Raw genomic sequence first — 19,524 nt, 5'->3', positions numbered from 1 at the left:
GAAAATGAAATAGGAGAAAGGATTACATTATGCTCACGACATTATTGACGATTATGATCGTCTTATTGCTATTAAATTTTCCTATGATGATTCCTTTAATTGCTGCACCATTAGTGGTCTTGATGATTTATTTTCCATTCTTGGACCCAATGCTGATGATGCAGCAATTAAAAACTGGAATTGAATCTTATGTATTACTTGCCGTGCCGTTATTCATTTTTGCGGCTGATATTATGACGACTGGAAAAACATCTAACCGATTACTCGATTTTATTGGTTCATTTGTGGGTCATATTCGTGGTGGTTATGCAATTACAACTTCTGCGGCTTGTACATTATTTGGGGCTATTTCTGGCTCAACACAAGCAACAGTTGTTGCGATTGGGACTCCGATGCGTCAACGTTTACTGAAAGCAGGGTACAAAGATTCAAGTGCGATAGCGTTAATTATCAATTCATCTGATATTGCACTTTTAGTTCCACCGAGTATTGGAATGATTATGTACGCATTGGTATCTGGTACATCTGTTGGTGAATTGTTTTTAGCAGGTGTTATTCCAGGGGTTCTAGTATTTTTAACCTTTGCTACATATAGCTACATTTATGCAAGAGTAAAAGACATTCCTTTGGCAGATAAAGCAACATGGGACGAGCGATGGAAATTTACAAGAAAAGCACTATTACCACTAGGTTTTCCGGTGATTGTTATTGGAGGCTTATACTCTGGTTTATTCGGTCCAACAGAAGCTGCAGGTGTATCTGTATTTTATGCATTTATTCTTGAAGTGTTAATCTATCGTTCTATTAAACTAAAAGATTTACCACACGTAGCTTTGTCAACTGGACTAGTAACATCAGCTGTATTTGTATTAGTTGCAGGTGGTCAAGCGTTTACTTGGTTGATCTCCTTTGCAAAGATTCCACAACAAATTACACAAGCAGTATTAGGGACAGACCCAAGTGCAATATACGTACTATTAATGGTCTCCTTATTCTTCTTTATAGGTTGTATGTTTGTTGATCCGATTGTTGTTATTTTAGTGTTAACACCAATCTTCATGCCAGCAGCGAATGCAGCTGGAATTGATCCTGTTCATCTTGGAATTATTGTCACTTTCCAAGCAGCATTAGGTTCTGCAACACCGCCATTTGGTGTTGACATATTTACGGCCAGTGCGGTATATCAGAAATCATATTTAGATGTGATTCGTGGAACACCACCATTTATCATAATGCTATTAATCATCGGTGCTCTACTAATCTTTATTCCAGATATTTCATTAGCTTATCGTTGGTTCCTACCATCATAAAGTAAGAACTAACATGAGTAGTGATATTTTAAATCAAAAAATTTTTAGGAGGTAATTAATATTTTTAATAAAAAGTATCTATTAAGTTTACTAACAATCTTAGCACTCAGTTTTCTAGTGGCGTGTGGGGAAGATGAAACTGGAGAAGGAAATGAAACATGGCGTTTTGTGACAGAAGAAGTTACGGGGCAAGTACAATATGAATATGCGGCAGAATTTGCTGACCGTATCAGTGAAAAAACAGATGGAAGAATCACAATTGAACCTTATGAATATGGTGGTCTAGGTAGTGAAACGGACCAAGTGGAATTATTGCAAGATGGCGGCGTAGAAATGGCCGTAATGTCACCAGGTTTTACAGGTGGAATGGTAAAAGAGGGTCAAATTTTTGCACTACACTTCCTATTTCCAGATAGTGTTGCAACAACACAAGAAATATTGAACTCAAGTGAAGCGCTAAACACTGACTTGCGTGCGAGATACGAAGAATTTGGTATTTCTCCATTAGCTTTCTGGACAGAAGGTGCAATGCAATGGACTTCTAATGATGTAGCGCTAGAAACTCCTGAAGATTTTGATGGATTCATGATGCGTACACAATCCTCACCTCTTATCTTAGAATCATACCGTGCGTATGACGCTGAGCCTACTGCAATGAGTTGGAGTGAATTGTATACAGCATTAGATAACGGCACAGTTCAAGGTCAAGAAAACCCAATCTTCTTTATTGGTGATGCATCATTCCATGAAGTGCAAGAGAACTTGACGCTTTCAAACCATAATAACTATGTAGCAATGACTACGGTAAATACAGAATGGTATGAAGGTTTAGATGAAGAGACACAACAGCTTATTGATGAAACAGTAGAAGAAATGCAAGATTGGGTATTTGAGGAACAAAAACGTCAAAATGAAGAGTATTTAGAAATTATTAAGGACAATACAGACAACCCAACAAACGTTATTGAATTAACAGAAGAACAACGTCAAGCATTTAAAGATCTAGCTGTACCTGTTCGTGACTTCTATCGTGAAGAAGTATCAACAGTAGATGGCGAAATCTTAGACAAATTAATAGAAGAAATTGAAGCAGCACAATAAATATAAAAAAATCCAGGCTCACAGGCCTGGATTTTTTATGTTCTAAAAAAGGTCTTTTTCATCAGCTGGTTGTCGTTTTCGCCACTCATGATAAAAGTGAGATATGATGGTGCGAATAACTGCATACGCCGGGATAATAAACAATAATCCGAGAAATCCGGCAATACCACCAGCGGCAAGAATTAAAGTGATAACAGTTAGTGGGTGAATCTGTAACACTTTCCCCATAATATTTGGAGAGATTAAATTCCCCTCTATTTGTTGTGCTATAACCATTATCACAATTACCCAAACAGCGAGAATTGGACTTTGAAATAAACCTACTATAACTGCAGGTATCGCAGCTAAAAATGGTCCAACAAACGGGATGAAATTCACTATGATGGCAAATAACGCAAGTGTTAACGAATAATTCAGATCAATTATTAGATAACCAATATATAACATAACCCCAACACAGACACTGACAATAAATTGCCCTTGTATAAAAGAAGCTAATGTGTGGTTAATATCACTTGTTAATTTTTTGAAACTGTCTGCCTTTGGTTTACTTAAAAATTTTGTGATAAATGGAACAAACCTATCACCATCTTTTAACATGAAGAATAAGAAAAATGGGATAAGGAAAAAGGCAAATACAAAAGTGAAAATTTGACCAATAGCATCAAATAAAAAGGATGTAATGTTTTCTACATACGTGTTTAAGTTATCAGTCACATTTTGAATTGCGGTTTCAAGTTGTTCAGGTATATAGTTCTGATTTTGTTGCCATAAATTAACGAAATCCTCAAATGTATTAATCATATTAGGTGTATTAGAAACTAATTTATTAAATTGGCTTTGAACAATTGGTACGACATAGTTAATACCAAGATATCCAAGTGTGATAATGAGTAAAAATACGAGAATAATACTAACCATACGTGGTATTTTGTATTTCTCTAATAAATTCACAAGAGGGTTCGTAACATAAAAGATAACACCAGCACCTATAATTGGTACAGCTATTGCGGTTAAATACGCACCCAATGGCGCAAAAACAAAGTTAGTTATCGATATCAAATAAATTAATAGAAAAATTAAGATAGTTGTTACCAATATACGAATACTTTTCTTTTCTAGCAAAATCGGCCACATCCTTTGAAAATAGTATTGTTATGTAATTTGATTATTATTAGAATAGCATATCAGAGGATGATATAACATCATTTCTGACTAATAATTGGGAAATTTGAGCAAAATACTTTTTGAGAAATGTGATGTGCATTAGAATAACTATTAAGACTATCAAATCAAATGTCGTTTATGACAGACTTTATATGAAGTGTGCAATAAGCCTCCAACCCGCTACGTCACCAGACGGTTTTGATGGGACGAGTAATCGCAGTCCCAAATGGATTCCCTTTCCGTGGGCACAACCTCAGCTAACTTGGTAAAGAAAACCACTTCACCAAGTGGATCTTCGGTTTGAAACGGCAGGACCACAGGCTAAAATCGTCCTTGTCGGACAACGCCTGCATGACCCTTGTCGGGCCTCTGGAGTGTCATCCATTTGCTTCCTGCGCTAGTTAGCGGACCCAGTCATTCATGATTTTAAATAGTAAGACTCAAAAAGGCTTTTTTGCCGCTAAGATGGTCTGTAATCACTATATTTTTAAGCTATCTAGCGTATCAAATGAAATTGGCGAGACTCCTCGGAAATAAAATTCAATTTCCTTCGTGCGATGTAATTTCATTGAAGCATTCCTTGTCCTGCAGGAATAGCGCGAGCTGAAGATCCACTCGGAGGTTTTTTTTTCCTCCGAGTTAGCTGAAGCCGTGGGGCTGCGATTACTCGCCCCATCATAAAGCCCTGCCCACGGAAAGGGAGTCAATTTCATTTGAGGAGCGGCAACTTAAGTTACTTACTACGACGCAATATATATCAAGTCTGAATTTTAAAAAGTAGCAATGTTTTTGGTAAGAGATATTATTTAAAAGGAAGGATGATCACAATGACAGTACATAAATTTCATTTAGAAGCAGATTGGCCGGGTGGTCGTAATAGTGTTGGAGAGATTAATGCAGGGAATTTGAAAACAAAAATTTCAATACCTCCAGAAATGGACGGGCCTGGAATAGGAACAAACCCAGATGAAATGTTACTAGGAGCAGCATCAACATGTTACTTGATAACGTTGGCGGCAATGATTGAACGAGCTAAACTACCACTACATTCTTTAAAATTAGAATCAATTGGAGAAGTTGACGTAACAAATGGCGTTTTTACATATCAAAAAATAATTCATCGTCCAAATATACAATTGAAAACTAAGGCGACAGAACAACATATGGACGAGTTAAATGTAATTGTTAAAAAAGCAGAGTCTACTTGTATGATTTCAAAAGCAGTTCAGGGAAATGTGGCAATTGAACTTGAACCTGAAATAACTATGACTAATGCTTAGTTTTTAAGTAATGCTTTATCATAATTTGGTCTATTTACTTATAGAATAATATAGCTGCAAAAAATGAAGTGTTTCCAATAAATATTTTTTTGTTAATTATCTTGACAAAAGAAGGAAACACTTGTAATCTAATCCTTATTAAACTTATCGGTTTAATTTAAATTAGGTGTGCTTATTGTTTAAAAAATATTAATAGAGGAGGAATTTCGTTTGGATACACTTTTTGTCCTGATTAACATGGTAGTGATGGTTGGACTTATTGGTTTATTATTCATTATGCAAAGAAGACATGTTTCTTTTAGCAAGCGTGTTTTTACTGGTTTAGGATTAGGGGTTTTATTAGGTATACTTCTACAAGTCGCTTATCCTGCCGATTCAGAAGTGGTAAATACAACGACAGAATGGTATAACATTCTTGGGCGGGGTTATGTACAATTATTAATGATGATTGTAATCCCACTAGTAATGGTATCGATTATTCAATCTATTATTAATTTAGAAAAATCAGCGGATCTTGGTAAAATGTCAGCTTGGATTATTGGAATCCTAGTTGGAACAGCAATGATCGCAGCAATAGTAGGTATTTTTACTGCATCTATTTTTAACTTAGATGCTGAACAAATTGAAATGGGGCAAGCTGAGCAAGAAAGAGGTTTAGCTTTGGAAGAAAGATTAGGTGACGTAGAAAACCTTTCTACACCTGATAAGATTTTAAGTTTTATTCCAGCAAATCCATTTCTAGATATGACAGGTCAACGTTCTACCTCAACAATTGCTGTTGTAATCTTTTCTGTATTTATTGGTATAGCGGTATTAGGAGTACGTCGTAAAAAGCCAGAAGAAGCGGCAAAATTCACTGAAATTATAAACGCAATTTATGCAGTTGTAATGCAAATTGTAACATTGATTTTACGTCTAACACCATTTGGTATCTTAGGCTTAATGGCAAATACTGTTGCAGGAACAGATGTGGCAGGTATCCTAGAACTTGGTAAGTTTGTTGGAGCCTCCTATGTAGCCTTGATTGCAATGTTTGTTATTCACTTAATTTTGTTAGGTGTGTTTGGGCTAAATCCATTCACATACTTACGAAAAGTATTACCAGTGCTAGGTTTTGCCTTTACTTCACGTTCAAGTGCAGGTACAATTCCGCTTAATATTCAGGCACAAAGGAACAGTCTGGGTGTACACGATGGAATCGCTAATATGTCAGCATCGTTTGGTGCAACAATTGGGCAGAATGGTTGTGCAGGGATTTATCCAGCCATGTTAGCAGTAATGATTGCCCCATCTCAGGGGATTGATCCATTGTCATTTGGTTTCATTGCACAACTAGTTATCATTATTGGTATTAGTTCATTTGGAGTAGCTGGTGTTGGTGGTGGAGCAACATTTGCAGCCTTAATCGTATTATCATCTATGAATCTACCAGTCGCTTTAGCTGGTTTACTCATTTCAGTTGAACCATTAATCGATATGGGCCGTACAGCATTGAATGTTAACGATGCAATGTTATCCGGTACATTAACATCAAAAATCATGAAAAAGCTAAACATTAAAACATTCAACAACCCAGCAGCAATTGAAAAAGATACAAATATCTAAACAATAAAAACAGTAAATAAAAGAAGAGCCTTTCCTCCTAATGAGGTTAGGCTCTTCTTTAGCTATATTTATTTTCGAACGCGATCCATTGTAATATAAAATGCTGGTAATAAAGCAAGTGTTAAAATAGTCGAGAACAACAAACCGAACACGATCGATACTGCTAATGGCTTGAACAGAACATCACCAGTGAAAATGATTGGTGTAAGTGCTGCAATAGATGTCAATGTTGTTAAAATAATTGGACGAATACGCGCACGTCCTGCTTCTATAATAGCTGTCATAGTTGATTCGTATCTGATTTTATTTTGCTCGATAAATTCTATTAATAAAATAGAATTCCGTACGACAACACCAGAAAGTGAAACAATACCAAGAACCGCTAAGAAGCTTAGTGGCTGCCCCGAAATAAATAGTCCAACAATCGCACCAGTGACTGCTAAGAATACCGTACTCGTAACTAGAAGTGGTGTTAACAATGAATTAAACTGAATTGCAATTGTTAAATAAATTAAGAACAAGACAATTAAGAATAGTTTAGCTACTTCAATGAAAAACGCTGTTTCAGCAGATGCCTCTCCATCTTCTAAGATCTGATAGCCTTCTGGTAAATCAGCACTTGCGTTGGCTATTATTTCTTCAGCACTTTCTGTAAAGGCAGAGGCTTCACCGTCCATTTCGTACCCCTCAATTGTAATGGTTCGGTCACCATTAAGATGTGGTATGGCACCAATCTTTTCGGTAGTTTCTGTTGTTATAAATTCATCAAAGCTTACGATTGTAGGTGGACCACCTTCAGCTTGATTAAAAACTGGAATTTCTAAGGCATTTAGGTTAATTCCTTCTGGATTTCCATCATCTAAACTTAATTGAATAGGTAAACGCTCAACTCCATTGTCAAAATCGCCAAGTGGCGCACCCACGTTTGCAAGTTGTAATAAGCCAGTTACTTGATTTATATCAATCCCTTGTTCCGCTAAATAATCGCGGTCAATTTGATAATTAATAAATGGTTGTTCCTGACTTGTATTATTTGTAACAATTTTAGCTGTATCTAAATTAGCAAGCTCTTGCTGTAGATTATCTGCAATTGTAACAAGTTGGTCAATGTCTGGTCCTTGTACTTTCACTTCCACACTTGGAGATGGTGGAGGCCCGGAAACAATTGTTTCTAAGAATAGTTCTGCATCCTGAAATTCTTCTCGTAAAGATGTTTCCCATTCATTGATAAAAGCACTTGCGCTTGTTTCATCACGGTCAATTCGAACGACTAACTGACCTGTATTTTCCCCAGAGCGTGTCAACGATGAGCCAAAGATACCAGGAAGACCGCTTCCGCTATAGATAACTGTTTCTGCTACATTATCAGCTTCTTGGAGTATATAATCTTCCATATCCTCTAGTGCTTGGTTTGTTGACTCTATCGTAGTCCCTTCTGGTAATTGGGCAGAAATCGTAACCTCTGCACGATCAGCTGCTGGGAAAAACTCAAATGGTACTTTAAAAACTAACAAGACTAACAATAAACTAAGCACAATCCCACTGGTTACTGTCAACCATGGCTTTTTTAGTGTTGCAGGAATAATTTTATCTGCATAGACTTTTTCTATTCGTTTAAAAAGTGGCCCAAGAATACCAACAGACTTAGTCTTTGATTTCTTTTTCTTCGACTTTTTCTGTTTTGTATATTGTACAGTTGGTATCAATGTTAATGCCATAATAGTAGAAGCAACCACTGTACAAATTAGTGCTAAAGGTAATGAACGTATAAAGTCACCGTTACTTCCTGATAAGAAGGTTAAAGGCAGAAAGCTAAATACGATCATTAGTGTTGACGTAATGATAGAAACGGCGATCTCGCGTACACCACGAATAGTTCCTTGAAGTGGCGCATCTCCCAATTGGAAACGCCGTTGAATGTTATCATTCACTACGATCGCATCATCGACTAGAATACCAATCGCAACAATCATACCAATAATAGATATTTGGTTTAAATCAACTCCAGCGTATGGCAATGGAATCAACCCGATGATAATGGATATCGGAATAGCTAGTGCCACCAAAATGGCAGATGATAGCGGTAGACCTAGTAACATGATGACAAGTACAGCAATAAGTGATATTGCAAAAGATGTAATAAGACTAGAATACACTTCATTTATGACCGTACTTTGTGTGTAAAAACGATCAACTGTAACTTCACTTGGTAACTCCTGTTTTAATTGTTCAATTTCTACATTAATCTGATCTTGCAATTGAGCGATATTCACGCCTTCTTGTGCTTGAACTGTTAAGGATAATGCATATTGATCTTGGTAACGAATGATATCATCTATTGCATCATTTTCAACTTGAATTGATGCAATATCCCCTAAGTAAACAGGTTGATTACGTTGGTTTTGCCCAATATATATATCGTTTAAGCCATCAATTTCTTGATAAGAATCAAGTGACAGCTGATAAATGGTATCTTCTTTTTGTTCACTTCCGATTGCGGTTGGAGAAATTGCTGTATTAATCGCGCTAATAACTTGGTTCGGTTGTATTTGATTACTGCCTAAATCATCATTGTTCATTGAAATGGAGAGCAACTGATCAGGTAAACCCTTTATTAACACAGCATCAACACCATTAATAGCTGTTAATGCATTCTCCCATTCTTCAACTTGATTGCGCATTTCCAAAAGGGTCGATTGCTCATCCGCTAATAAATGATAGGTAGCTACATTCGATGTAATAATATCAGTAGAAACGGTTGATGATGGAACATTGTCAGGAAATGTAGCAGACTCTTCTAATACAGTTTGACGAATCGTACCATACACAGTTTCTGCATTTACATCGCTATCTAAGGATAGGGTAATAGCGGAGAAACCAGTAGTAGATGCAGAAGACATTTCCGCAATTCCGTCAACATCTGCTAATACATTTTCTAATGGATTTGTAATGGTTTGTTCTACCTCTTCTGGATTTGCTCCAGGATATACGGTAGAAATGGAAGCAATGTTTTGGGTTATTTCAGGGATATCACGTTTAGGTAATTGTACATATGTAAAAATACCAGTGAAAATTAATAATGCAATGAAAACCCAAACGATTTTTCTGTAATTAATTAGATGTTTCACGTCAACACTCCTCGCTAAGTTCTCTTAGTGTAGCAATTATAACAGATTTTTCTTTTTATTGATGTCTATTAGCTCACTATATTTTTTTAGAAAAATGTGAAATAATAACATTATAATACATAAAGAAATGAGGGAAGTAAATTGCCAAAAGAAGAGACATTAAAGAAGTATGCCAAACTTGCAATAGAAACAGGTGTAAATGTTCAAATGGGGCAAGGTTTAATAATTAATGCACCAATTGAATCAGTTGATTTTGTACGAAAAATTGCTGAGGAAGCTTATCAAGTAGGTGTTAAGAATGTACATGTTCAGTGGAGTGATGACGAATTAACTTTGTTAAAAATGCAGCATGCTCCAATGGAAACTTTAAAGCATTTCCCTGAGTGGCTTGTTACAGGTTTAGAGGAAATGGTAAAAGACGGTTACTCCCTTCTAAGTGTATACGGTCCAGATCCTGATTTATTGGATGGAATTGATAGTGAGCGGATTACTGCAGTGCAAAAAGCTAGTGCACAAGCGTTAAGTGAATATCGCAATTACGTAATGAACGATCGAGTTACATGGTCATTAGTTGGTTATGCTTCAGAAGCATGGGCTAAAAAAGTATATCCAGATCTACCTGTAGAAGAAGCCCAAGAGAAACTGTGGGAGCAAATTTTCTTCATTACAAGAGTAGATCAAGACGACCCAGTTAAGGCTTGGGAAGAGCATAATGGAAGGTTGCGACAAGCCCGAGAATATCTTAACCAGAAAAAATACAAAAAATTGGTTTTCAAAGCAGAAGGAACAGATTTAACAATTGAATTGCCAGAAGGTCATATTTGGCATGGTGGTTCAGGCCCTTCAGTAGATGGGGTTGAGTTTAACGCAAATATCCCAACAGAAGAAGTTTTCACAATGCCAGATAAATATGGTGTCAATGGTAAGGTGAAAAGTACTAAACCACTAAGTTATGGAGGTACTGTAATCAACAATTTCTCCTTAACTTTTGAAGACGGTAAAGTGGTTGATTTTTCTGGTGAAGAAGGAGAAGAGGCGCTAAAAAATATGCTTGATACAGATGAAGATGGTGCAAGACGCCTTGGTGAAGTAGCGCTTGTGCCCCATCTATCACCAATTTCACAATCTGGATTAATTTTTTATAACACGTTATTTGATGAAAATGCTTCCTGCCACCTTGCATTAGGTAAAGCGTATCCGACTACAATCGAAAACGGTTCTGAAATGTCTAAAGACGAGCTTGATCAACACGGTGTAAATGATAGTCTTATTCATGAAGATTTCATGATTGGCTCAGCAGAGATGGATATTGATGGTGTAACTGAAAGTGGAGAAACAGAAGCCATTTTCCGTGATGGAAACTGGGCAATTAAGTTTAATTAATAGTAGTACGAGAAAACCTGTCTTCGAAAATGAAGGCAGGTTTTTTGATTTTAAACATATCGTGTTAATATTCGATCAACGTCTGCTCCGTATTTTTCACCGAATATAGTTAGATGAACGAGCAAATAATAAAGTTGATACAAAGGTTTTATATCTTCGTAATAGTCGGCTATCGGCATTACACTTTGATAAGCAGTATAAAAGGTTTGAGGATAGCCATCTAGTTCTATATATGCCAATTCAAATAAATGATCACCATAAAGTACAGCTGGATCAATTACATAAGGTGTGCCATTTGTACCAGTTAACCAATTCCCGCCCCAAAGATCACCATGCAATAGAGAAGCCTTTGGATGAGCTGGAAGTAATGTGTCTATTGTAGCAATTAATTTCTCTAACTTAGCTTGACGTTCTTTCGTAAATCTTCCCCGTTTACTTCCTTCAATTAGCTGGGTGCGCAAGCGGTAATCACGGAAATAGCTTATCCAATCAGAAGTAAACTGATTGGGCTGGTTGATTTGTCCGGTAAAACCATCTTGATCTAGTCCATAGTGTGTGTGACTATGTTGGTGTAGTGCAGCGATTTTTTCGCCAAGTGCAGTTATAGTTTTACTGGTTTGATTGCCTTCAACCCATTCCATCACAAAAATTGCTTGCTCATTTTCCTTAGGCTCATTATAGTAATACACTTCGGGAACAGCAATTGTGTTAGTGTTTTTAATTAATGCTACTCCATTTGCTTCAAAACGAAAAAAATGTGAGGGAACATCTCGATTTGTTTTGACAAAATAACTTTGCTGGTCTGTATCAACCCGATAAGCTTGATTAATCTCACCACCAGAAACGGGAATAATAGAAGAAATAGAACCAGACTTATCAACCTTCCCCATCGTTTCGTGTATAATATCTCTCACCAAAAGCACATCCTTTTTTTATTGTATGTATACTGAAAGATTTGTATTAGTGACACAAAAAACATAAACTACGTCGTAACATAACCGCTCCTCAAGTGAAATGGAAAGCCTTTGGGACTGCGATTACTCGTCCCACCAAAACCATCCGGTGACGTAGCGGGTTAGGTAGTAACTCACGCTACTAGTTACGACGCATCATATATCTACTGCGAATTAAAAGTAATCAAACGTACAATATAATTATTATAAAGCTATTAATTCACTAGTTTCAAATGCTATCAGTTTCATCATTGGGGAATTATTTGTATACTAGAAATTATTAAAGCCTGAGGGAGGCATCAGAATGATAACAAATGAAAAAGTGCTACAAAAAATGCAGCAAGAAATACAAACTGCACTTACGAAACAAGATCAACACGCAGAAGTGAAAGAACATGCACGCGCAATTCGCTTGTTGTGTGATTTAATATTAGATCAAGAGGAAGCCCAAGCACCAGTAGACACAAGTAAGGCTGCAGGAACGCATAATGCACAAGACGAACTAGAGCTACGAAAAATGATGGGAGACATACCAACATCAAAGCCAAACGTAGGGAACGTCTCAACTGATTCCAAAAGACTAGTAGAAGATGATGCAAATGGAGATTCATTACTCGATTTTTAATGATAGACATGTTCAAACAATATGTGTGAATACGAACTTTAATAGATCTATCATGTCGGTCATAAGCTTGAACAATAATCAAAGGAAGGTGAAATAGATGAAGTTATTTTTATTAATCGCATTTTTAAATGGATTTATAGCTGTTGCTCTAGGAGCTTTTGGGGCACACGGATTAGAAGGGAAAATCACAGAAAAGGCAATAAAGACATGGGAGAAAGCTGTTCAATATCAAATGTTCCATACGGTCGCATTATTGGCAACTGCCTTTTTGGCTGCTAAATACCAAGTAACAAGCATATCGCTTGCAGGTTGGTTCTTTTTCGCAGGTATCATTCTTTTTTCAGGAAGCTTGTACATATATTCGACAACTGCAATTAAAACATTTGCAATGATCACCCCGATTGGCGGTTTTGCCTTTTTAATTGGTTGGGTGTTATTGGGCTATGCTGTTATGCGAATTATGTAAAATACAAATAGCTAACAAAGATAATGATCATAATGACACGAAAAAAATGACGAGCAAATTGAGCGGGATTTTGTTTCCTTAATTCAATAAGTCCTTCAAACAAAAGGTCAGCTGTCACTAGCAAACATGTGAAGAAAGCGAGAAATAAGTTTCCAGAAAGTATTGTGAAAACACCAAATATAATGGCCAAAAGTATTGCTAGAAATTGCAATTGCAGTAATTTCTCAAATGGATGTTTCATGATACTGTGCCTCCAAATAGAATGAGTCCTTGCTTTTACGCAAGGACTTTTCTGATTATACAATGCAATTAGTGCTATCTTCTAGGGTAGTCGTAGTTAATCTCTTCATCAAATGTAATATAGTCTAAATAAACCATCAATAATAAATACCGCTTATTTGTTTCAGGATCACTAAGGATAATGTGATCTCTTCCAGCTGCTTCAACAACACCTTTGAAAATTTTTGCATTCCAACGCTCATTATTTTCAAAAGTCATGTAAACTGTAGCTATTTTCCCTTTGTTTAAACGCAAAATGTTTTCAATATAGGATTGTTCTAAAGGTAGCATACCAGGTACTTGACTAGTTGGTGCTTGGCTTTGTACTGGACTCTGGAATGCCTGTGGTGGATAGAAAGACGGTTGCTGATAGCCTGGTTGATACATGCTAGGTGAAAAACCATAGGATGGCATTTGCTGTTGCGCCTGCGGTTGATACATACCTTGCCCTTGAGTAAATTGCTGGCCTTGCATCGGTTGTTTAATGTAACCTCCACTTGCTGCTGGTGGTGTTTGACGTTGATTTTTTTCTTCACTCATTACGATTACTCGCTCCTCTCATAATTCGTTCTTTTATATATGTGGACACTCGGACGCTAATGGTGCATAGAAGCAGTGGCATTTGTATCGTCCGAAAATGTCATTGATTAAACCAGTGGGTCACAAAGGCAACCTCTGGTTCAAAAAACATAGATGCTAAGACTGGTGGGATTTTTTGCCGCGAATAAGTTTATAATTAACCTCAGTTTACAAAGCGGCATCTCCATTACCTATACATATGCATGGGCTAAAAAAAGATGAATACTATTAGCTAATTAATTTACTTGTACGCTTTTTTTAAAAACTGAATTGACAACCAAGTGTATTAGTCATATAATACACGTTAGATGTATGAATCGATTAATACACACACCAAAAATTTGAAGTTGGATTCTAGTGAATGAAAGGAGTTGATTTGATGAATGTGAATTTTAATACGCGTGATCCAGTTTATTTACAGATTATTCGTTATTTTAAGGAACAAATTGCAAATGGTGAATTGGCGCCAGGAGAAGAAATTCCCTCAAGGCGTGAGCTGGCAAACAGGCTTAAGATAAACCCTAATACAGCGCAACGTGCGTATAAGGAAATGGAGGAACAGAATTTGATCCATACAGAAAGAAATCACCCAAGCAAAATAACAACGGATGAGAAAGTACTAGGTAAAGTGAGAGAAGAGTTGTTAGTTGAAGCAGTGGATACATTTGTTACATCTGTCCGATCAATAAATATTCCAGTAGAAGAGTTACTTAACTTAGTAAGAACCAAGTATACAAAGTCTGATAATAAGGAGGATTGAAAATGATTGAAGTAAAAGAGATTAGCAAAAATTATGGCCGGAAAAAGATATTAAAAGGTGTTTCATTTACAGCAAACAAAGGTGAAATAACGTGTTTAATTGGAATTAATGGGGTTGGTAAAACAACAATTCTAAATGCAATTATGGCACTTACGCCGATTAACCAGGGACAAATTTTAATGAATGGTGAGCCAATTAATGAACAATCATTCGAAAAAATTACTTTTATTCCAGATGCAATAACGATGTTGCCATCAATGAAAATTGAAGATGCGCTTGGATTTATGAATGACTTTTATGCATGTTGGAACCAAGAGCGTGCAACAGAACTACTCGCGTTTTTTAAATTGAATAAAGAGGAGCGAATCTCATCTCTATCGAAAGGAAATACAGCAAAAGTTAATTTGTTACTTGGTTTAGCCTTGGATGTTGATTATGTCTTAATGGATGAACCGTTCTCCGGAATTGACATCTTTAGCCGTGAAGAAATTGCGAATGTGTTTACTAGTCATTTAATTGAAAATCGTGGTGTGATTATTACAACGCATGAAATAAGTGACATTGAACATTTAATCGATAAAGTAGTCCTATTAGATGATGGGAAAGTTACCAAGGAGTTCAATGCAGAGGAAGCTCGTGAAGATGAAGGGAAATCTGTAGTGGATGTTATGAGAGAGGTGTATCGAAGATGAAAAATTACCTAAAGCTTGTCAATTTTGAATTTAATCGCCTTGCGAAGTTATTTGCAGTACTACTGGGGATTACATTTTTAGCACAGATTGGCGGAGTAATTGTACTATCAAAAAAATATCTTAATGTCGCTAATGAAAGAATCTATGAAGATATGATACCAAAGGCACAATTTATAGCAGAATTTGGTCAAATGAATTTCTTGCAAGTTGCAAGAAGTGCATTTTTCATGGGTCCGATTGCATTATGCATAGCGGGTGTAGCATTTTATATCTTTCTAATCTGGTATCGTGACTGGTTTGGAAAAAATACATTTATTTATCGTCTACTAATGTTGCCAACGACAAGATTGAATATCTTTTACGCAAAATTAACGAATATCTTACTGCTGACATTTGGTTTTGTTGCATTTCAAATAATATTTTTACCAATCGAGACAACAGTTTTTAAATGGATGATGCCAAGTGAATTTCGAAATGATATGAATGTCATTGAAATTCTGCAAAGTATGCCTGAGTTAAGCATCATTTTCCCAAATAGTTTCTTAGAATTTATCTTATATTATGGAGCAGGATTAATGGTTGTCTCCGTACTATTTACCGCAATTTTATTAGAAAGAAGTTTTAAGTGGAAAGGGATTTTTGCTGGTATTATTTATAGCTTAGTAGCAGTGGCAGTCTTAATTTCACCTGTGCTTTTACACGAGTTTGTGTTAAATGGCTTCTTTTACCCGATCGAATTATTTTTACTTGAGATTGTGATGGGGTTAATTATAATCGCGGGATCTATTTGGATGAGCGCATTCTTATTGAAGAAAAAAATCACGGTATAAAAGGAGTGAATGAAAATGAAAAAGTACTGGAAATCCACTGCAATTATTGCTGTTATTGTCATAAGTATTGGCACGTTTTATATTAATGCTGCCCTTTCAGCACCAGAATACCCAATGTTTATTATTGAAAAACAAAGTGGTCAGGATCAAGCGTTAGGCAGTTTGGCTGTGGAAGGATTTTATCATGAAACAGCGTCTATGAACTATGTAAATACAAACGTAACCATTACTTCTGAAGGTTCTGAATATAATAGCCGAACTTTTATAGACCAGATTATCGGTCAACCGGCACCAATGATTGAAGATCTACAAAACGAACACCGTTATTTTATGCGTGGAAAAGGCCTTTCAACTGACTCTTATTTTGAGAGTGATCAGATGTTGGCTTATGCAGAAGCAACATACAGTTATGGCTCAATGGGACCAGAGGATTTTACATTTGATATAGGTATATTGGATAAACAGACAAATGACACAAATGCATTTACTGTAGAAATCCCAGAGAGTCTGGAGATCGACTATATATATGTGGAAGATGTACAGGTAGTGGATAATGTGCTACATGTGATTACTTACAATGTATTAAGCAATAATAATAACAACAATGTTGCAAATTACATCTATACGATTGACTTAACGAAAGAAACGGTAAGTAGTTATGAAGCAGTTTTCACTGAATCTGAGCAACAAGAAGATTTAGACATCAATACAAGTTTAGTTAGGACAAATCCAAAACAAGCAAATGAACAGCTGTTATATTTAAAAACGGAAAATAAGGAAATAGAAGATCAAGAATCGATTATCAGAATTGAAAATCTTAGTAAGGAGTTAATTTCTTATAATTTAAAAACAAAGGAAAAAACGATCATTGACTTAGGGGAGCGTTTAAAAGAGAATGATATAAGTTATTACGTGGACTCAACGGTCTATTTAACAAAAATAAATGAACAAAATTTAGTCGTAACGCCTTATCAACTAGAAGATCAGCAATTTGGTAACCCGTATACGATTGAACTTTCGGGTGAAACAGGTGAAGGGCACTCGCCAATGATAGAGGTACATGAGGGGAAACTTTATGTAACAACCAGGCGAATGACTGATAAAATAAACGCTAATGTAACAATGGTAGATGTAAAAACAGGTGAGACGCTATACAAAGGTGAGGTAATCACAAAAGAAGACAAAGAAGATCTAGATGAGTTTGAATTATATATCCATGATATATCAGTAAGATAAGATGAAAAAGTGTTAGACGCTGTGTAATAGCGGTCTAACACTTTTTTTTATACGTGTAAAAATACTGGCACATCATCTTTTGGTAAAATGTTACCTACATAAAACGCACCAAACTCACCGTATTTCGCACTGACTTCATCAAAGCGCATCTCATAGACTAATTTTTTAATATCTAATGCATCCTTGGCGAAAAGTGTAACACTCCATTCCCAATCATCAAATCCCATTGAGCCAGTGATAATTTGACGGATCTTTCCTGCGTATTTACGACCTGTCATACTATGCTCGTACATTAAGCGGCGACGTTCTTCCATCGGTAATGTATACCAGTTTTCGTCTCCCTTACGTCGCTTATCCATTGGGTAGAAGCAAATGTGTTCCCACTTAGGTAGACGAGGACGTAAACGGGCCTGTGTACCGGGGCTCTCTTCCGGATTTTCTCCTTCTTTAACCGTGTATTTGGATAGTTCAACAACTGAAACATAGGAATATGTTTGTGTTGTAAACGCAGCAAGTGCTGATTTGTTAAATGCTAATTCTGCTTCGTTTAACTCTTTCATTGTCGGGCGTAAAATCATCATCATTAAATCAGCTTTATGTCCAATCATCGTATAAACAGCATGACTGCCAATTTTCGCTTCATCAATTGTTTCCCAATTCGAAATTAGTGATTGAAATTCTGTCATTGCAGCTTCCCTTGTTTGATTTGAAGCTGCTTTCCAGGCACCCCAGTTTATTCTCCGTAAATCATGTAAACAATACCAACCATCCATTGTTTCTACTGCTTCTGCCATATCTATCTCTCCTTGAATTATAATGACTAGTAATTGAAATCTTCTTTAGTTTTTAATATAACATAAATCGGGAATAGTAATCATGAGAGAAGCTTTTCGTGCTGAGGAAAGAAGGTTTTGTGAGCGAAACTGGAATAGAGAGGCTTTTAATAATAATTGTCATGATTCGGACAAAAATCAATAGAGGATAAGAGGGGTTTAAAATATACCGTTGATAAGCTGCTTTCATGTCTTTAGATGACAAAATTGCGACAATCCTGATTAGAATGAAAAAAAGTCTTGCCTAGTACTTTCATTCACACACAAAAAGGCGTATTATATATAACAGAAATGACTTTGGAGGGTAAAGTATGAGTAATTTATTTGAAACATTAAGAGGTAGATTAGCAGGTAATAGTAGAAGAATCGTATTCCCAGAAGGTTCTGACGAGAGAATATTAGTAGCAGCAGCTAAGTTAGGAGAAGAAGGATTAATTCAACCTGTACTAGTTGGCGACCAAGAAAAATTAGAACAGCAAGCAAAAGAATTAGGCGTTCAATTAACAAATGTAGAGGTTATCAACCAACATAATTATCCAGAGTTTGATGAAATGGTAGCAAGTTTTGTTGAACGTCGTAAAGGAAAAGCAACTGAAGAGGATGCACGTAAAATTCTTTTAGATATGAATTACTTTGGAACAATGCTTGTATACATGGGTAAAGCAGATGGTTTAGTAAGCGGAGCGGTAAACTCTACTGCCAATACAGTACGTCCTGCACTACAGATCATCAAAACAAAACCAGGAATCAAAAAGACATCTGGCGTCTTCATTATGGTACGTGATGAAGAGAAATATGTATTTGCAGATTGTGCAATCAACATTGCGCCAGACGCTCAAGATTTAGCAGAAATCGCACTAGCAAGCGCAGACACAGCAAGCTTATTCGATATTGATCCACGCGTTGCAATGCTTAGTTTTTCAACAAAAGGATCAGCTAAATCAGAAGAAACAGATAAAGTTGCAGAAGCTGTAAAAATTGCGAAAGAACAACGTCCAGCATTACCGTTAGATGGTGAATTTCAATTTGATGCTGCATTTGTTCCAAGTGTAGCAGAGAAAAAAGCGCCAGATGCAGAGATTAAAGGCGATGCAAATGTTTTCGTATTCCCTGGTCTTGAAGCTGGTAACATTGGTTACAAAATTGCACAGCGTCTAGGTAACTTTGATGCAGTTGGCCCAATCTTACAAGGATTAAACAAACCGGTAAATGATTTATCACGCGGTTGTGACACAGATGATGTCTATAAATTAGCAATCATTACTGCTGCACAATCTCTATAAGCACATGATCAAAA

At 36.3% G+C, this 19,524-nt stretch carries 18 protein-coding genes; 12 read left to right on the top strand and 6 right to left on the bottom strand.

Annotated features, from left to right (window positions below; all coding sequences use genetic code 11):
- The first annotated feature begins 29 nt into the window (after positions 1-29).
- Positions 30-1,310 (top strand): TRAP transporter large permease, encoded by a 1,281-nt coding sequence (locus D2K40_RS08980; RefSeq protein ID WP_117155156.1) that lies wholly within the window; start codon positions 30-32, stop codon positions 1,308-1,310.
- 117 nt (positions 1,311-1,427) lie between these two features.
- On the top strand, positions 1,428-2,411 hold the full coding sequence (locus D2K40_RS08975; protein ID WP_229666690.1) for a DctP family TRAP transporter solute-binding subunit: 984 nt from the start codon (positions 1,428-1,430) through the stop codon (positions 2,409-2,411).
- A gap of 42 nt (positions 2,412-2,453) precedes the next feature.
- On the opposite strand, the gene D2K40_RS08970 is transcribed toward D2K40_RS08975, so the two are convergent.
- A complete protein-coding gene (locus tag D2K40_RS08970) occupies positions 2,454-3,536 on the bottom strand; it encodes an AI-2E family transporter (protein WP_117155152.1) in 1,083 nt (360 codons plus the stop codon).
- A gap of 869 nt (positions 3,537-4,405) precedes the next feature.
- Between D2K40_RS08970 and D2K40_RS08965 the strand changes: the two genes are divergently transcribed.
- Positions 4,406-4,858, top strand: coding sequence for an OsmC family protein (locus tag D2K40_RS08965; RefSeq protein ID WP_117155150.1), 453 nt, complete (start codon positions 4,406-4,408; stop codon positions 4,856-4,858).
- A 210-nt stretch (positions 4,859-5,068) separates the two neighbouring features.
- Complete coding sequence (locus D2K40_RS08960) at positions 5,069-6,463, top strand: L-cystine transporter (protein WP_117155149.1); 1,395 nt, start codon at positions 5,069-5,071, stop codon at positions 6,461-6,463.
- Positions 6,464-6,531: 68 nt separating this feature from the next.
- Here the strand turns inward: D2K40_RS08960 and D2K40_RS08955 are convergent, their stop codons facing one another.
- On the bottom strand, positions 6,532-9,591 hold the full coding sequence (locus tag D2K40_RS08955) for an efflux RND transporter permease subunit (protein ID WP_117155147.1): 3,060 nt from the start codon (positions 9,589-9,591) through the stop codon (positions 6,532-6,534).
- Between the two features lie 141 nt (positions 9,592-9,732).
- On the opposite strand from D2K40_RS08955, the gene D2K40_RS08950 reads away from it, so the two are divergent.
- Positions 9,733-10,974: an aminopeptidase gene (locus tag D2K40_RS08950; RefSeq protein ID WP_117155145.1), complete on the top strand. Its 1,242-nt coding sequence runs from the start codon at positions 9,733-9,735 to the stop codon at positions 10,972-10,974.
- 50 nt (positions 10,975-11,024) lie between these two features.
- Here the strand turns inward: D2K40_RS08950 and D2K40_RS08945 are convergent, their stop codons facing one another.
- Positions 11,025-11,888, bottom strand: a complete 864-nt coding sequence (locus D2K40_RS08945) for a fructosamine kinase family protein (RefSeq protein ID WP_229666689.1) — start codon at positions 11,886-11,888, stop codon at positions 11,025-11,027.
- 343 nt (positions 11,889-12,231) lie between these two features.
- Between D2K40_RS08945 and D2K40_RS08940 the strand changes: the two genes are divergently transcribed.
- Both D2K40_RS08940 and D2K40_RS08935 read left to right on the top strand, forming a co-directional pair.
- Positions 12,232-12,552, top strand: a complete 321-nt coding sequence (locus tag D2K40_RS08940; RefSeq protein ID WP_117155143.1) for a YwdI family protein — start codon at positions 12,232-12,234, stop codon at positions 12,550-12,552.
- A 97-nt stretch (positions 12,553-12,649) separates the two neighbouring features.
- On the top strand, positions 12,650-13,018 hold the full coding sequence (locus D2K40_RS08935) for a DUF423 domain-containing protein (RefSeq protein ID WP_117155141.1): 369 nt from the start codon (positions 12,650-12,652) through the stop codon (positions 13,016-13,018).
- Here the strand turns inward: D2K40_RS08935 and D2K40_RS08930 are convergent.
- The gene (locus D2K40_RS08930) at positions 13,011-13,259 is read right to left on the bottom strand and encodes a hypothetical protein (RefSeq protein ID WP_117155139.1); all 249 of its coding nucleotides are present in this window, start codon (positions 13,257-13,259) and stop codon (positions 13,011-13,013) included. The two genes, D2K40_RS08935 and D2K40_RS08930, sit on opposite strands and share 8 nt — an antisense overlap.
- Before the next feature lie 74 nt (positions 13,260-13,333).
- On the bottom strand, positions 13,334-13,837 hold the full coding sequence (gerQ, locus tag D2K40_RS08925) for a spore coat protein GerQ (RefSeq protein WP_117155137.1): 504 nt from the start codon (positions 13,835-13,837) through the stop codon (positions 13,334-13,336).
- 418 nt (positions 13,838-14,255) lie between these two features.
- Here gerQ and D2K40_RS08920 point away from each other — a divergent pair, with 418 nt between their 5' ends.
- From D2K40_RS08920 to D2K40_RS08905, 4 genes are read left to right on the top strand one after another with little or no spacing between them, the layout of a single operon-like run.
- Positions 14,256-14,636, top strand: a complete 381-nt coding sequence (locus D2K40_RS08920; RefSeq protein ID WP_117155135.1) for a GntR family transcriptional regulator — start codon at positions 14,256-14,258, stop codon at positions 14,634-14,636.
- 2 nt (positions 14,637-14,638) lie between these two features.
- Positions 14,639-15,328, top strand: coding sequence for an ATP-binding cassette domain-containing protein (locus D2K40_RS08915; protein ID WP_117155133.1), 690 nt, complete (start codon positions 14,639-14,641; stop codon positions 15,326-15,328).
- Positions 15,325-16,158 carry a hypothetical protein gene (locus D2K40_RS08910; RefSeq protein WP_117155131.1) on the top strand — a complete coding sequence of 278 codons (834 nt, stop codon included), beginning with the start codon at positions 15,325-15,327 and terminating at the stop codon, positions 16,156-16,158. Before D2K40_RS08915 ends, D2K40_RS08910 begins: the two co-directional genes overlap by 4 nt.
- Positions 16,159-16,173: 15 nt before the next feature.
- Positions 16,174-17,394, top strand: coding sequence for a hypothetical protein (locus D2K40_RS08905; RefSeq protein ID WP_117155130.1), 1,221 nt, complete (start codon positions 16,174-16,176; stop codon positions 17,392-17,394).
- A gap of 47 nt (positions 17,395-17,441) precedes the next feature.
- Here D2K40_RS08905 and hemQ read toward each other — a convergent pair whose 3' ends face one another.
- Complete coding sequence (gene hemQ, locus D2K40_RS08900; RefSeq protein ID WP_117155128.1) at positions 17,442-18,188, bottom strand: hydrogen peroxide-dependent heme synthase; 747 nt, start codon at positions 18,186-18,188, stop codon at positions 17,442-17,444.
- Between the two features lie 350 nt (positions 18,189-18,538).
- Between hemQ and pta the strand changes: the two genes are divergently transcribed.
- Positions 18,539-19,510, top strand: coding sequence for a phosphate acetyltransferase (gene pta / locus D2K40_RS08895; RefSeq protein ID WP_117155126.1), 972 nt, complete (start codon positions 18,539-18,541; stop codon positions 19,508-19,510).
- Positions 19,511-19,524: the final 14 nt, after the last annotated feature.

Source organism: Paraliobacillus quinghaiensis (assembly GCF_003426025.1).
Taxonomy (GTDB): domain Bacteria; phylum Bacillota; class Bacilli; order Bacillales; family Amphibacillaceae; genus Paraliobacillus_A; species Paraliobacillus_A quinghaiensis.
This window is presented reverse-complemented; position numbering and strand designations above follow the sequence as displayed.